This is a genomic window from Micromonospora sp. WMMD708 (genome assembly GCF_049315245.1).
Taxonomy (GTDB): Bacteria; Actinomycetota; Actinomycetes; order Mycobacteriales; family Micromonosporaceae; genus Micromonospora; species Micromonospora wenchangensis.
Genome location: NZ_CP186060.1, coordinates 6,636,264 through 6,649,248 on the forward strand (window position 1 = coordinate 6,636,264; position 12,985 = coordinate 6,649,248).

General features: G+C 71.9%; 11 protein-coding genes. 6 read left to right on the top strand and 5 right to left on the bottom strand.

Features of this window, described 5'->3' with window-relative positions; all coding sequences use genetic code 11:
- Nucleotides 1-102 precede the first annotated feature (102 nt).
- On the top strand, nt 103-1,560 hold the full coding sequence (locus ACN260_RS29490) for a CCA tRNA nucleotidyltransferase (RefSeq protein ID WP_422754018.1): 1,458 nt from the start codon (nt 103-105) through the stop codon (nt 1,558-1,560).
- A gap of 55 nt (nt 1,561-1,615) precedes the next feature.
- Here ACN260_RS29490 and ACN260_RS29495 read toward each other — a convergent pair whose 3' ends face one another.
- From ACN260_RS29495 to ACN260_RS29510, 4 genes are read right to left on the bottom strand one after another with little or no spacing between them, the layout of a single operon-like run.
- Entirely contained in the window at nt 1,616-3,136 is a 1,521-nt protein-coding gene (locus tag ACN260_RS29495) for a flotillin family protein (protein WP_422754019.1), read from the bottom strand.
- Between the two features lie 28 nt (nt 3,137-3,164).
- Nucleotides 3,165-3,686 carry a hypothetical protein gene (locus tag ACN260_RS29500; protein ID WP_422754020.1) on the bottom strand — a complete coding sequence of 174 codons (522 nt, stop codon included), beginning with the start codon at nt 3,684-3,686 and terminating at the stop codon, nt 3,165-3,167.
- A gap of 30 nt (nt 3,687-3,716) precedes the next feature.
- Nucleotides 3,717-4,802: a hypothetical protein gene (locus ACN260_RS29505; RefSeq protein ID WP_422754021.1), complete on the bottom strand. Its 1,086-nt coding sequence runs from the start codon at nt 4,800-4,802 to the stop codon at nt 3,717-3,719.
- The gene (locus ACN260_RS29510; RefSeq protein ID WP_422754022.1) at nt 4,799-5,320 is read right to left on the bottom strand and encodes a SigE family RNA polymerase sigma factor; all 522 of its coding nucleotides are present in this window, start codon (nt 5,318-5,320) and stop codon (nt 4,799-4,801) included. The genes ACN260_RS29505 and ACN260_RS29510 overlap by 4 nt, the downstream gene beginning before the upstream one ends.
- 189 nt (nt 5,321-5,509) lie before the next feature.
- Here ACN260_RS29510 and ACN260_RS29515 point away from each other — a divergent pair, with 189 nt between their 5' ends.
- The 5 genes from ACN260_RS29515 (at nt 5,510) to ACN260_RS29535 (ending at nt 11,824) form a co-directional block, all read left to right on the top strand.
- The gene (locus ACN260_RS29515) at nt 5,510-5,989 is read left to right on the top strand and encodes a methylated-DNA--[protein]-cysteine S-methyltransferase (protein WP_422754023.1); all 480 of its coding nucleotides are present in this window, start codon (nt 5,510-5,512) and stop codon (nt 5,987-5,989) included.
- A 282-nt stretch (nt 5,990-6,271) separates the two neighbouring features.
- The gene (locus tag ACN260_RS29520; protein WP_422754024.1) at nt 6,272-7,054 is read left to right on the top strand and encodes a hypothetical protein; all 783 of its coding nucleotides are present in this window, start codon (nt 6,272-6,274) and stop codon (nt 7,052-7,054) included.
- Nucleotides 7,038-9,293 carry a hypothetical protein gene (locus ACN260_RS29525; RefSeq protein WP_422754025.1) on the top strand — a complete coding sequence of 752 codons (2,256 nt, stop codon included), beginning with the start codon at nt 7,038-7,040 and terminating at the stop codon, nt 9,291-9,293. Before ACN260_RS29520 ends, ACN260_RS29525 begins: the two co-directional genes overlap by 17 nt.
- 64 nt (nt 9,294-9,357) lie before the next feature.
- Nucleotides 9,358-10,359, top strand: a complete 1,002-nt coding sequence (locus ACN260_RS29530) for a hypothetical protein (protein WP_422754026.1) — start codon at nt 9,358-9,360, stop codon at nt 10,357-10,359.
- The gene (locus tag ACN260_RS29535) at nt 10,352-11,824 is read left to right on the top strand and encodes a DUF4407 domain-containing protein (protein ID WP_422754027.1); all 1,473 of its coding nucleotides are present in this window, start codon (nt 10,352-10,354) and stop codon (nt 11,822-11,824) included. The genes ACN260_RS29530 and ACN260_RS29535 overlap by 8 nt, the downstream gene beginning before the upstream one ends.
- Before the next feature lie 75 nt (nt 11,825-11,899).
- On the opposite strand, the gene ACN260_RS29540 is transcribed toward ACN260_RS29535, so the two are convergent.
- Complete coding sequence (locus ACN260_RS29540) at nt 11,900-12,979, bottom strand: inositol-3-phosphate synthase (protein WP_364309423.1); 1,080 nt, start codon at nt 12,977-12,979, stop codon at nt 11,900-11,902.
- Nucleotides 12,980-12,985 lie beyond the last annotated feature (6 nt).

Here is a 12,985-nt window from a genome sequence, read left to right on the forward strand (position 1 = left end):
GAGCCGGCACCGGTCCGCACGTCCATGACCATAGTCAACCCGTACCCGACATCCGCGCCCGGCGGATCGGTTCCCGTCCCCGCCCGATAGGCTGGCGATCCCATGTCCGAAGCCTCCACACCCCACGCCGCCGCACGCCGTGAACTCACCACCGTGCAGCGCAACGCCGTCGCCGAACTGCTCCGCGTCTCCCCGGTCGCCGACGAACTGGGCCGCCGGTTCGCCCGCGCCGGGCACGAACTGCACCTGGTGGGTGGTTCCGTCCGTGACGCCCTGCTCGGTCGGCTCGGCGACGACCTGGACTTCTGCACCGACGCCCACCCCGAGCAGACGCTACGGATCGTCCGGGGCTGGGCCGAGTCGATCTGGGAGACCGGTCGGGAGTTCGGCACCATCGGCTGCCAGCGCGACGGCCTCCGGCTGGAGGTCACCACCTTCCGCGCGGAGGCGTACGACCAGGTCAGTCGCAACCCCGTCGTCGAGTACGGCACGAACCTCACCGACGACCTGAAGCGGCGGGACTTCACCGTCAACGCGATGGCGGTCAGCCTCCCCGACCACCGGTTCACCGACCCGTACGGCGGGCTGGACGACCTGGCCGCGAAGATCATCCGTACCCCGGGCACGCCGGCCGAGTCGTTCGGCGACGACCCGCTGCGGATGCTGCGGGCCGCCCGGTTCGCCGCCCAGCTCTGCTTCGCCGTCCACCCCGACGTGCGGGCGGCGATGGTGGCGATGGCCGCCGACCTGGACCGGATCACCGCCGAGCGGATCCGCGACGAGTTCACCAAGCTGCTGTGCGGCGCCGACCCGGTCACCGGGCTGCGGCTGCTGGTCGACACCGGGCTGGCCGACCGGTTCCTGCCCGAGCTGACCGGCCTCAAGCTCACCATCGACGAGCACGCCCAGCACAAGGACGTCTACGAGCACACCCTGACCGTGGTGAGCAACGCGGTGTCGTACGAGACGGACGGCTGCGACTTCGTGCTGCGGATGGCGGCGCTCATGCACGACGTGGGCAAGCCGGCCACCAAGGCGGTCGGTCCGGACGGCCGGGTCAGCTTCCACCACCACGAGGTGGTCGGCGCCCGGCTGACCAAGAACCGGATGAAGGCACTGCGCTACCCGAAGGACGTCACCGCCCAGGTCACCAAACTGGTCGGACTGCACCTGCGGTTCTACGGCTACGGCCGGGGCGAGTGGACCGACTCGGCCGTGCGCCGCTACGTCACCGACGCCGGTGACCTGGTGGACCGGCTGCACAAACTGACCCGCTCCGACTGCACCACCCGCAACCGGCGCAAGGCGGCCCAGCTCGCCGCCGACTACGACGCGCTTGAGGAGCGGATCACCCGGATCGCCGCCGAGGAGGACCTGGCCCGGGTCCGGCCCGACCTGGACGGCAACGCGATCATGGAACTGCTCGGGGTGCCGCCGGGGCCGGTGGTCGGCCGGGCCTGGCAGCACCTCAGGGAACTGCGGCTGGAACGCGGCCCGCTCGACCGCGACGAGGCCGAGGCCGAACTGCGGCGCTGGGCCGCCGAGCAGGGCCTGAGCTGACCTGAACGACACAGGGGCCGCCCGGCGCACCGCCGGACGGCCCCCCGTCGTACGGTCAGCGGGCCTCGACCGCGCTGCCCTCGACCGACGCCTTGCCGTTGGCCGGGGACACGGCCGACGCCGCGCCGAGCTTGGCGAGCAGGCCGGCCAGGTCGATGCCGGTGAGGTCGGAGCCGAGCTGGAGGCCCTGGGCCACGTTGCCGGCCACCGACTTGGTCAGCGACGACGCCCCGTCGGTCGAGATCACCGTCATCTTGTCGATCGCGCCGATCGGGGCGCTGGCCGCCTCGACCACCTGCGGCAGCACCTTGACCAGCAGGTCGAGCACGGCCGCCTCGCCGTACGCGGCGAACGCCTCGGCCTTGCGGGCCATCGCGTCGGCCTCGGCCTGACCCCGGGCCAGGATGGCCGTGGCCTCGGCCTGACCCTCCCGCTCGACCGCCTCGGCGATCGCGGACCGCCGGCGCTGCTCGGCCTCGCCCTCCTTGGCACCCTCGATGGCGTTCGCCTCGGCCAGCGCGGCCCGGCGGGCCCGCTCGCCCTCACCGGTGAGCCGGGACTGCTCGGCGGCGGCCTGCGCGGCGGCGATGGTGGCCTGCCGCTGCGCGTCGGCGTTGAGCACCGCCGCGTTGCGGGCCGCCTCGGCCTCCTGCTCCACCTTGTACCGGGCGGCGTCGGCCGGCTTGCGGACCTCGGTGTCGAGCTGCCGCTGCTTGAGTTCGGCGTTGCGCTCGGCGACCTTCTGCTGCTCGGAGAGGATCGCCTGGTCCCGCTCGGCCTGGGCGAGCGGCCCGGCCGCCGCCGACTTGGCCTTCGCCGCGTCGATCTCCGCCTGGATGGCGGCCTGCTTGAGCGACAGGTTCCGGTTGGCCTCGGCGATGGCCTCCTCGGCGAGCAGCCGCTCCTGCTCGGCCTGCTGCCGGGCCCGCGCTTCGGCGATCGCCGCGTCCTTGAGCACCCGGGCCGCCTCCGGCCGCCCGAGGTCCTGCAGGTACGACCCCTCGGCCAGGATGTCCTGGAGCTGGAAGGTGTCCAGCACCAGCCCCTGGTTGGTCATCGAGTGCTCGGCCTCCTCGGCGACCGCGTTGGCGAACGCCGCCCGGTCCCGGATGACCTCCTCGACGGTGAGCCGGCCGACGATGGAGCGCAGCGCGCCGGCCAGCACCTCCCGGGTGAAGTTGTCGATCTCGTCCTGCTGGTGCAGGAAGCGCTGGGCGGCGGCGCGGATCGCGTCCTCGGTGCCGCCGACCTTGACGATGGCGACGCCGTGCAGGTCGGCCCGGATGCCCTGCTTGCTGACCGCGCCCCGGATGCCGACGTCGATGCGGCGGCTGGACAGGTCGAGCGACTGGAGCTTCTGCACCACCGGCAGGACGAAGACCGACGCACCGAGGACGACCTTCTGGCCGGAGTTGTCGGTGGACCGGCCGCCGTCGGCGGTCTGCGTGGTCCGACCCTTGCGGCCGGTGACGATGAACGCCTCGTTCGGGCCGGCCACCTTGATCCGGGAGAGCACGAACAGCACGAGGACGAGGGCGAGGACGACCGCGCCGACGATGGCGATGAGCAGTGGCATGGGGGTTCCGTCTCTGCGAGAAGAGGGGTCAGTAGGTCTCGACGTGCACGCTGGTCTCGCTCAGCGTCTGCACCACGAAGATCTGCGCGCCGAGCGGGATGGGCCGGTCGGCGCGGGCGTTGAGTTTCACGGGTTGACCGGCGACGCGGACCCGTACTTCGCCGTAGCCGGCGTCCGGGATCGGGGTGACCACCAGGCCGAGCGCGCCGACCAGGTCGTCGCGGGTGGGGGTGGCGTCGGTGCGCATGTCGCGTGCCGCCCGGCTCAGCCGTCCCGCCAGCCACGCGGTGGGCACCGCGGCGAGCGCGCCACCCCCGACCGCCGCCGCGATCATCCCCGGGGTGCCCCCACCGAGCAGTTCGTTGACGATGGCCGCGCCGAAACCGAACGCGCCGAGGAAACCGGCGACCGCCTCCACGGAGACCGGACCGTCGACGTCGGGATGACCGAAATGCAGGATTTCGCCGCCGAGTAGGGCGAGCGCCAGCACGCCGACGCCCGCCCCACCGATGATCAGAAAGATGAGCGTCCCCGTGGCCACGACCTGCACGGTAGCGACCCGGCGCAACGTTCCGCGTGATCATTTGGGGGCGACGGACACCGTCCGTTCGGCCAACTCCGTCGGCAGCGGCAGCCGTTGCAGCTCGTGTCCGGCGGGGTCGGCGAGGACGACGTCCCGGTGACCACCCGGCCGCCGGTAGAGCAGCCGGTCGTCGTCGACCCAGGCGACCTCGGCCACCGGGAGCGTGCCGAGCACCGTGCCGGTGACCGCGTCGACCAGCAACGGCTCCCGCTGCCCCTGGACCACCACCCGGGTTCCGTCGGGCGACCAGGACCACGGGCCGGCCGGATCACCGGGGATCTTCACGAACCGGGTCGGCCGCCCGTCGTCGGCGGAGAAGAACTGCACCCCCCAGCGCGGATGGCGGATCTGCTCGGACCGGGGCGCGAAGCTGTCGGTCAACGGCAACGTCACCTCCCGGCCGTCCCGGGTCCAGGTGAAGGCGCAGCGGTCGGTGCACCGGTATCTGACCGGGTCGATCCGGTACTCCCGGTACCGCCCACCGACCTCCAGCACGCCGAGACGGTTCACCCCGCCCCGCAGGACGGTCACCGCCAACCGGCGGCCGTCCGGCGACCACTGGACGTCCAGCGCCCCCCGGACCGGCTGCCAGCGCAGCTTTCCGGTGGCCGCGTCGGCGAGACCGAGCTGGCCGGGGCGCCGCTCGTCCCGCACGGCGGTGACCGTGCCGGCGGGTGCCGGCCACACCTCGGCGTACCCGCCGGCACGGACGTAGCGGGACCGGGTGCGGTCCAGCACGTACCCGGTGCCGCCGCTCACGCCGCCGGTGACCACCCAGCCGCCGGGCAGCGCCAACGGCCGGGCCGGCCAGTCGGCACCGGGAGCGGGCAGCAGCGTCGTGCCGGGGGTGGGGCTCGGCGTGGGCCGTACCGGTTGGACCGGGCGCTCCGGCCGGAGCAGCACGAACGGCACCACCAGCGCCACCGCCGCCACCACCGCCGTGCCGACCACCGCGATCCGGCGTCGGGTGCGCAGCCGCCGGCCCCGGGCCAGCGCAGCCAGGGCCAGCCGGGGCGACGGCTGCGCCTCGTCGGCGAGATCGTGTACGGCGGCCCGCAGCGCGTCCTCCGCCCGTCGGCTCATCGCTTCACCTCCGGGCTGCCGATGAGATCGTCGAAGGACGGCACCAGCTCCCGCAGCCGGGCCAGCGCGCGGGAGGCCTGGCTGGCCACCGTGCCGGCCCGGCAGCCGAGGATCGCGGCGGTCTGCTCGACACTGAGGTCCTCCAGGTAGCGCAGCGTCAACACCGCCCGTTGCCGGGGCGGCAGCGTCCGGAGCGCGTCGCGCAGCAGCATCCGCAGTTCGCTGTCGTGGCCGCTGTCCCGGTGCCCGGGCCGCTCGGGCAGGACGGGCATCGGCACCTCGCGTCGCCGGGCCAGCCGTCGCCAGCCGGAGACCTGGTCGTGGTAGAGGATCCGGCGCACGTACGGCTCGGCGTCACCCCGGATCCGGGGCCACCGGGCGTACGCCTTGGCCAGCGCGTTCTGCAGCAGGTCCTCGGCGGCGTGCTGGCTGCCCGCCAGCGCGTACGCGACGCGCAGCAGCGCGTCCCCCCGTTCGTTGACGAACGCGGTGAACTCCCCGTCGGTGCCTTCGGTCACCGCTCACCTCCGTACCGAAGACGCCCGGCGGCGGGGAAACCTTGCACCGTCCACGGGTGTTTCGTCGCCGTCGGCCCGGTGGGGTGCCCGGTGACGCCGGACGGCACGTCCGGCTGGTCCGACGTGGTGGGCCGATCCCGGGCCCGACCCCCGCCCCCGGCGTCGGTCGGGACGGGAAGAATGGTCGGCATGCGCTGGACCGTGCTCGACTCGCCGATCGGGGAATTCTCCGTCGCCACCGACGGGACGGCGGTCTGCGGCACGCACTTCGGCCGGGCCGCCTCGGCCGACGACGAGCCCGCCGACGGGCTGGCCGGCCGGGCGGTGGCGGAACTGCGGGCGTACTTCGCCGGTGAGCTGACCGGGTTCACCGTGCCGGTGACGGTGCCGCGCGGCTCCGACTTCGAGCGCGCCGTGTGGCGGGAGATGACCCGCATCCCGTACGGGGAGACGCTCACCTACGGCGAGGTGGCCCGGCGGGTCGGCGACCCCGGCGCGGCACGTGCGGTCGGGGTGGCCTGCAACCGCAACCCGGTCCCGGTGATCGTGCCCTGCCACCGGATCGTCGGTGCGGGCGGCAAGCTGGTCGGCTTCGGCGGCGGCCTGCCGCGCAAGGTGACCCTGCTGGAGTTGGAGGCCCGGGTCGCCTTCGAGCGGAGCTGGGGCTGACCGCTCTCGATATCCCACAGCTCTGACGTGCTCTTTTCGTTGCCGGTCTATCGCAAAGACAAGTGCGCCGGATAACTGTCTCGCGAGTAGGGCTTCCGTGATCAGCCAGGTCTATCGTGACTGATTGAGCGTCAGCTCGATCAGCCGATCCTGCCCTCGCGAAAAATGTCATTGAACTGACAGCCGAAAACCCGTACTGGGAGGGGATGTTCCGGCCGGATTCATGGAGAGTGGGCGGGCAGAAATCCAACCCGTTCATTTTCGCCGGAGAGGGCTGCTTCGTTGCCGCAACACGAGTACTTCAACCGCAAACTCTGTATCTCCGTCGACGCGGAAGGCTATGGCAGGCGGGACGACCGCGCGCAGCAGGACATGCAGGAGGCACTGCTCCGGATCCTGGCGGCGGCAGCCGGCCGGGCGCACCTGGACCGCGCGACCTGGACCCGGCAGGGGGTCGGGGACGAGGAACTGTCCCTGATTCCGCTCGGACCGGGCGAGCCCCTGGTGGTCGACGACCTGCCCCGGCAGCTCGACGCCGAGTTGTCCCGGGTCAACCGTGGCCGATCCCCCGAAAACCGGATCCGGCTGCGGATGGCCATGAACGTCGGGGTCGCCTACCCCGCCGACAACGGGTTCGCCGGTCAGGGCGTGGTCGTGGTGAGCCGACTACTCAACTCCACCCCGGTCCGGCGGGCGTTGAAGGTCGCCCGGACGGCGAATCTCGCCCTGATCGTCTCCGCCGGGCTCTTCGACGACGTGGTGTGCCAGGGGCACACCACCCTCGGGCCGGGCGACTTCCGCCGGGTCGACATCTCGGAGAAGGAGTACCAGGGCCACGCCTGGCTTCGGGTGCCCGGCGTCGATGTGAACACCCTCGATCTCTCCGCAACGACCGACGGCGTGGCGGAGGCGACCGATCCGGCCGGCGCGGCGTCGGCGGCAGCCGACCGGTCCGATGGTGCGACCGCGCCGACGCCGCCCGCCGCAGCGGTGATGAACAGCTTCCACGGCGAGGTGGACGCCCGGTACGCCACCTTCGGCTTCTCCGGTGGCGCCCGTGGTTGACAACAGCGGTGGCCCGCCGGACAGCTCAGCTCGCCAGCACTGGGCGGGTGCCCGCCACACGGTCGGTGCCGAACACCCGACCGATCCGGCTGCCGGCCCCCAGGGAGGCGGTCCGTCGGGGGCGGCAACGGGGTCGGACCAACCGGCGGCGGGCGGGGCGGAGACGCCCGGTGCCTCCGGTGGCGAGACCAGCGGCCCGCTCGGCCCGGTCGACGACGAGGTCGACGAGGCCGACCAGAGGTACGGCGCACGCGTCATCAACAAGTTCTACGGTCAGGTGCACGCCGCCCACGCCACCTTCGGGGTCACCGGTGGTGGTATGGCCACCCCGACCCTGGTCGGTCGGTTGCGTCTGGCCGACATCACCCACGCACTGCGCTTCTACACCCGCCCCGAGGGTTTCGCCGATGCCCTGGACCGGCTTCGCCGTACGCACCTGACGCTGCTCGTCGGGGCGGAGGGCACCGGCCGCCGGAGCGCGACCTTCGCACTGCTGCGCGAGATGACCGGCGCCGGAATGCAGTTCACCGGGCTGTCGCCGGCCATGACCCTGGTCCAGTTGGCCGAGTACCGGTTCGTCGCCGGACGCGGCTATGTCGTGTTGGACTGGCTGGGCGAGCAGCGGGACGGCGCGGTGCAGGCGTTCGACGCGGAGCGGCTCAGCGAGCGGCTGGAACAGGCCGGAGCCTTCCTGGTGATCACCATCGAGCCCCGGGCCACGGTCCAGCGTGCCCTTGCGCGCTACGCCGTCGAATGGCACTGCCCCGACTCGCTGGCGGTCCTGGACGCCTACCGGGCCGGTCCCGGCGCGGTGGCGCTGACGGAGCAGGACTGGGACCGGGTTCGGCAGCGGGTCGCCGACCTGAGCCGGCCCGGCGAGGTGGTCCGCCTGATCGACCGGCTGGCGCAGGGGGTGACGGCGGCCCTCGACGAGGCGGCGCGGAACGCCCGGCATCGGGTGACAGAGTGGTTCGACCAGACCACCGACTGGGACGAACTGCTGATGGTGGCGGCGCTCGCCTTCGCGTACGAACTTCCGGAGCGGGTCTTCGAGGAGGCGCACGCCCGGCTGCGGGAGATCGATCAGGCAGAGCTGCCGCGTCCGCTCCTGTCGGGGCAACCCACTGCGTCGTCCCCGGTTCTACGTGGCCGACGCCGGCTGGACCGGGAGGGCGGCATCGTCATCCGGCAGGACGGGACCACCCTCGACGAGGGCCTGTTCGGCCGGGAGCGGCGCATCGTCTTCACCGATCCGGCGATGCGTGAACATGTGCTGCGGGAGCTGAACGAGTGTGACTACCAGCTCTGGCGGCCCCTGCGGGAGTGGATGCACGAGCTGGCGGCCAACGGCAATCTGGACGTCCGACTCCAACTCGCCCTCGGGGTCACCCTGCTGGCCCGTAACCGCAGCGCCACCGCCGAGGCCGTCGAACTGCTGAGCCGGTGGTCGGCGGGGCTCGCTGCGGAACGCTTCACCGCCGTCTCGATCGTCTCCTTCATGGCCGGCGACGACGTGCTCGCACCGGTCGCCCTGCGTATCGTGCTCGATTGGACCGAGCGGCGGGGGGCCAACCGGGCGGTCACGGCGGCGATGGCGCTCGGTGGCCCTCTCGGGGTGCGCTACCCGACCGAGGCGGAGCGCTGGCTGTGGCACCTCTCCACCCGGGGGCAGCGGATCCGTCAGGTCGCCGTCCGGTCGCTGGGACTGCTCTTCTGCACCACCGCCGCCGATCCGGACGGTGCCGTCGCGCTCATCGAACGCCTGCACGTCCGGCTCTGCCGGACCCTGGAGCGGGCCGAGGACCTGGACAGCGGCGGGCACGCGATCGCGGCGGTTCTGGAGATCCTCTCGGTCGAGCACCTCGACCGGGCCGAGCCGATGGTGGCGTACCTGCTGCGGGAACGTCCGGCGGTCACCGGGACGGTCGGCGCGCTCTGGGCCGAGGTGCTGCGCAGCCTGCCCCACCGGGGCGCGGCCATGGACGCGCTCCGCACCACCCTCGGCGCGCTCGCACACACCCCGGATGCCGCCGACGCGGTCGGCACGCTGGGGGATGCCGTACGGGAGAAACTCCCGCCGCAGGAGTGTGCCCTGCTCCGGCGGGACCTGGAATGGGCCCTGCGGAACCCGCTGGGCGACGCCGCCCGGTACCGGCCGGTGGTTGCCACGCTGCTGAGCGCGTTGACCGCGCCGTCGCCGGGCCGGCCGAGGGTGCCGGCTCGCTCCGCCCAGCGCTGACCCCCACACCGGTCGGACCGACATGGGTCGACCTCGAACCGACACCAGGGAAGGAAATTCTTTCATGGGATATCCCGTGCTCTTCGAGAAGACGCTGCCGGTGGTGCCGCGTCGACTTCTGTTCACCGCCCGGCGTGACCGGGCCGACCTGCCGGACCTGCCCCCGGGGGCGGTCTACGTCTTCAAGGTCGACGGCCGGCAGCGGCTCTACGGCGACCGACACGTCGACCTTGCCGACCCGACGGTGGTCGAGGCGGTCGCGGTCAGTCTGGTGCTGCGCCGGCCGTCGCTGATCACCGCGCAGTTCACGATCCCCTCCACCAGCGCGGCCGACGACTTCTCCGTCGCGGCGACCTTCCGCTGCCAGGTGCTCGCACCGGAGGCGGTCGCCGAGTCCGGGCTGAGCGACCTGGCCGCGCTCCTCACCAGCCACCTGGCGCAGGACCGGGACCTGAAGACCCTGGGACTGAGCTACCGCATCGACGACATCAACGAGGTCCGTCGGGTGGTCGACGCGCAGATCACCGCGTACTGCACGCTGGTGCCGCCGAACGTCCGGGGTATGTCGATCGAGCTCAACTCGGTTGTCGTGGACCCCTCCCGTGACCTGCGCGAGCAGAGTCGCCGGATCAGGGACAAGAAGTGGCAGCACGACGAGGGCCGGCTCGACATGGCCTGGCAGGACATCGAGGTCCAGCGGTACCGGGACCTAATCGCCGCCGGCCCGGCCTACGTCGACGCACTCGGGATCGCCCGGAACGAGATCAACGTGGGTCAACTCTCCGAACGGATGCACGACGACGACCGGGAGCGCCGTCAGCAACTCGGTGCCACCCTCCAGATGATGGTCGACCGGGGCTACTTCGACCGGATGCCCATCGACCCGGTGCGGCTGCTCGACGAGGTGGCCGGACGCAGCATGGGCGCCGTCCCGTCACGCATGCTCGCCGAGGGCACGGAGACCGTCGGCGCGGTGGACGCCGGCCCCCGGGCCAGACCCGCCGCGGAGCGTGACACCGAATCGACCGAGCCCGACCCGATCCCCAGCGAGGAAGACATTGCCTGACCAGCAGAACCTGTCGACCGACCGTCGCCTGAGTCCGCCCCGGCTGCTGCGCGCACTCGCCGGCGTGGACGAGTCCCTGCTCCGGGAGGTCTGGCACGAGCGGGCTCGGCACACCGCCCTCGGTGGGGTGGTCCTCGGCACGGCCGTGATCGCCGGGTGCTCGATGTTCGTCGCGGTCAGCCAGTCACTCGGCGCGGTCTCCCTGCTGCCGCTGTTGCCGGCGCTGCTCTGGGCGTTGTTCGTGCTGAACCTGGACCGCCTGCTGGTCACCAGCATGGTGGGCAGCGCCCGACGGTTCGGTTCGCTGATCATGCGGCTCACCGTGGCGCTGATGTTCGGGTTCATCATCGCCGAACCGCTGATCATGCGGATCTTCGAGACCGCGATCGAGCAGCACATCCGGGACGAGCGGAGCGCCCAACTCGACACCCTGCGGACCAACCTGGTCAAATGCAACGGCGAGGACCGGGCGATCTCCCCGACCGCCGAGGTCTCCCCCGAGTGCCGGGACTACACCCTCACCTTCGCGGTGACCCCCGGCTCGACCCAGCGGGAACTCGCCGGAGTCCGCAGCGAGGTGGCGGCCCTGACCAAGGTGGTCACTGCGGACAGCGCCACGCTCAAGAAACTCGAGAACGACGCCATGCGGGAGTGCGGGGGCGGCGGCAGCGCACGGGACGGGTTCAGCGGCCGGCGGGGCGACGGTGAGCTCTGCCGGCTACGCCGGGAGGCCGCTGAGAAGTTCACCAGGACGAGCCGGGTGGGGGAGAACACCATCAAACTGGCTGCGCTGCGGGACCGGCTCGACGGACTGCAACGGAACCTGGGCACCGCCCGCGCCGATTTCGAAGCCGACCGGAACACCCGGATCGATCAGCGGGTCGCCGAGGCCCGCAGCCACCAGGGCCGGATCGGCTTCCTGGAGCGGATGGACGCCCTGCACACCCTCTCCGGCAGCAGTTTCGCGCTCTTCGTCGGCACCTGGGCGATCCGGCTCTTCTTCGTAGCCGTCGACTGTCTGCCGGTGGTGGTCAAGTTCTTCGGCGGCACCAGCGGCTACGACGAGGTGTTCAAGCTCCGGGCCGGGGTGGCCCTGCGGACCTTCGCCGAGCGGATGGCCACCGAGGAGCGGCGGCTGGGCGAGGGGTACATGGCCGAACAGGACGAGATCGAGCGCCGGTCCCGGATGAGGCGTGCCGAGCACGAGATGTCACTGACCGAGCACGAGGTGGGACTGCACGCCCGGCGGGGAGACGCGGTCAGCGCGTACGCCGCCGAACTGCTGCGCGGGGCCGGCCGCCGGCCGCAATCCGCCGCGACCGACCCCGTGCCGCCTCTTTCCGGCACCGACGGGCTCCAGGCCCGTCACCAGAATCTCCGTGACTACCACGACGAGCCCGAGGGCCCGGCGGAGTCCCGCCGTGGCGGCACCAACGGCACCCACCTGAGCGGTCTGCTTCCCTGAGCACGCCCGTCAGGGCGGTACGTCGAGGGCCGGGTCCGAACGGACCCGGCCCTCGACGGTGCGGTGGTCGGCGCGTCAGCGCTCGACGTCGCCGGTGATGAAGCCCTCGACGGCGGCGTGCGCGTCGTGGTCGGCGTACTGCACCGGCGGGGACTTCATGAAGTACGAGGAGGCCGACAGGATCGGGCCACCGATCTTGCGGTCCAGCGCGATCTTCGCGGCCCGGACGGCGTCGATGATGACGCCTGCCGAGTTCGGCGAGTCCCACACCTCGAGCTTCAGCTCGGCGTTGAGCGGGGTGTCGCCGAAGGAACGACCCTCCAGCCGGATGTACGCCCACTTGCGGTCGTCCAGCCACGGCACGTGGTCCGACGGGCCGATGTGTACGTCGCTCTTGACCATCTCGTGCGGGATCTGGGACGTGACCGACTGGGTCTTCGAGATCTTCTTCGAGACCAGCCGGTTGCGCTCCAGCATGTTCATGAAGTCCATGTTGCCGCCGAAGTTGAGCTGGTAGGTGCGCAGCAGCTCGACGCCCCGGTCCTCGAACAGCTTCGCCAGCGCGCGGTGCACGATGGTGGCACCGACCTGGCTCTTGATGTCGTCGCCGACGATCGGCAGGCCGGCGTCGGTGAACTTCTGCGCCCACTGCGGGTCGGAGGCGATGAAGACCGGCAGCGCGTTGACGAAGGCGCAGCCGGCGTCGATCGCGGCCTGGGCGTAGAACTTGGCCGCCTGCTCGGAACCGACCGGCAGGTAGCAGACGACCACCTCGGCGCGGGCGTCGCGCAGCGCCTTGACGACGTCGACCGCCTCGGCGTCCGACTCCTCGATGATCTCGCGGTAGTACTGGCCCAGGCCGTCGAAGGTCGGGCCGCGCTGGACGCTGACGCCGGTGGGCGGCACGTCGCAGAGCTTGATGGTGTTGTTCTCGCTGGCGACGATCGCCTCCGCGAGGTCCATGCCGACCTTCTTGGCGTCCACGTCGAACGCCGCGACAAAGTCCACGTCCGAGACGTGGTAGTCGCCGAAGGTGACGTGCATGAGACCCGGGACGCGGTCGTTCGGGTCGGCGTTGCGGTAGTACTCCACGCCCTGCACGAGGGACGAGGCGCAGTTACCCACACCGACGATGGCGACGCGGACGGAGCCCATAGCGTC

Bases quoted from the DNA above. Each gene is read 5' to 3' on its own strand.
- ACN260_RS29495 (WP_422754019.1), bottom strand. From the start codon at position 3,136: ATGCCACTGCTCATCGCCATCGTCGGCGCGGTCGTCCTCGCCCTCGTC.
- ACN260_RS29530 (WP_422754026.1), top strand. From the start codon at position 9,358: ATGGGATATCCCGTGCTCTTCGAGAAGACGCTGCCGGTGGTGCCGCGT.
- ACN260_RS29540 (WP_364309423.1), bottom strand. From the start codon at position 12,979: ATGGGCTCCGTCCGCGTCGCCATCGTCGGTGTGGGTAACTGCGCCTCG.
- ACN260_RS29515 (WP_422754023.1), top strand. From the start codon at position 5,510: ATGCGCTGGACCGTGCTCGACTCGCCGATCGGGGAATTCTCCGTCGCC.
- ACN260_RS29505 (WP_422754021.1), bottom strand. From the start codon at position 4,802: ATGAGCCGACGGGCGGAGGACGCGCTGCGGGCCGCCGTACACGATCTC.
- ACN260_RS29490 (WP_422754018.1), top strand. From the start codon at position 103: ATGTCCGAAGCCTCCACACCCCACGCCGCCGCACGCCGTGAACTCACC.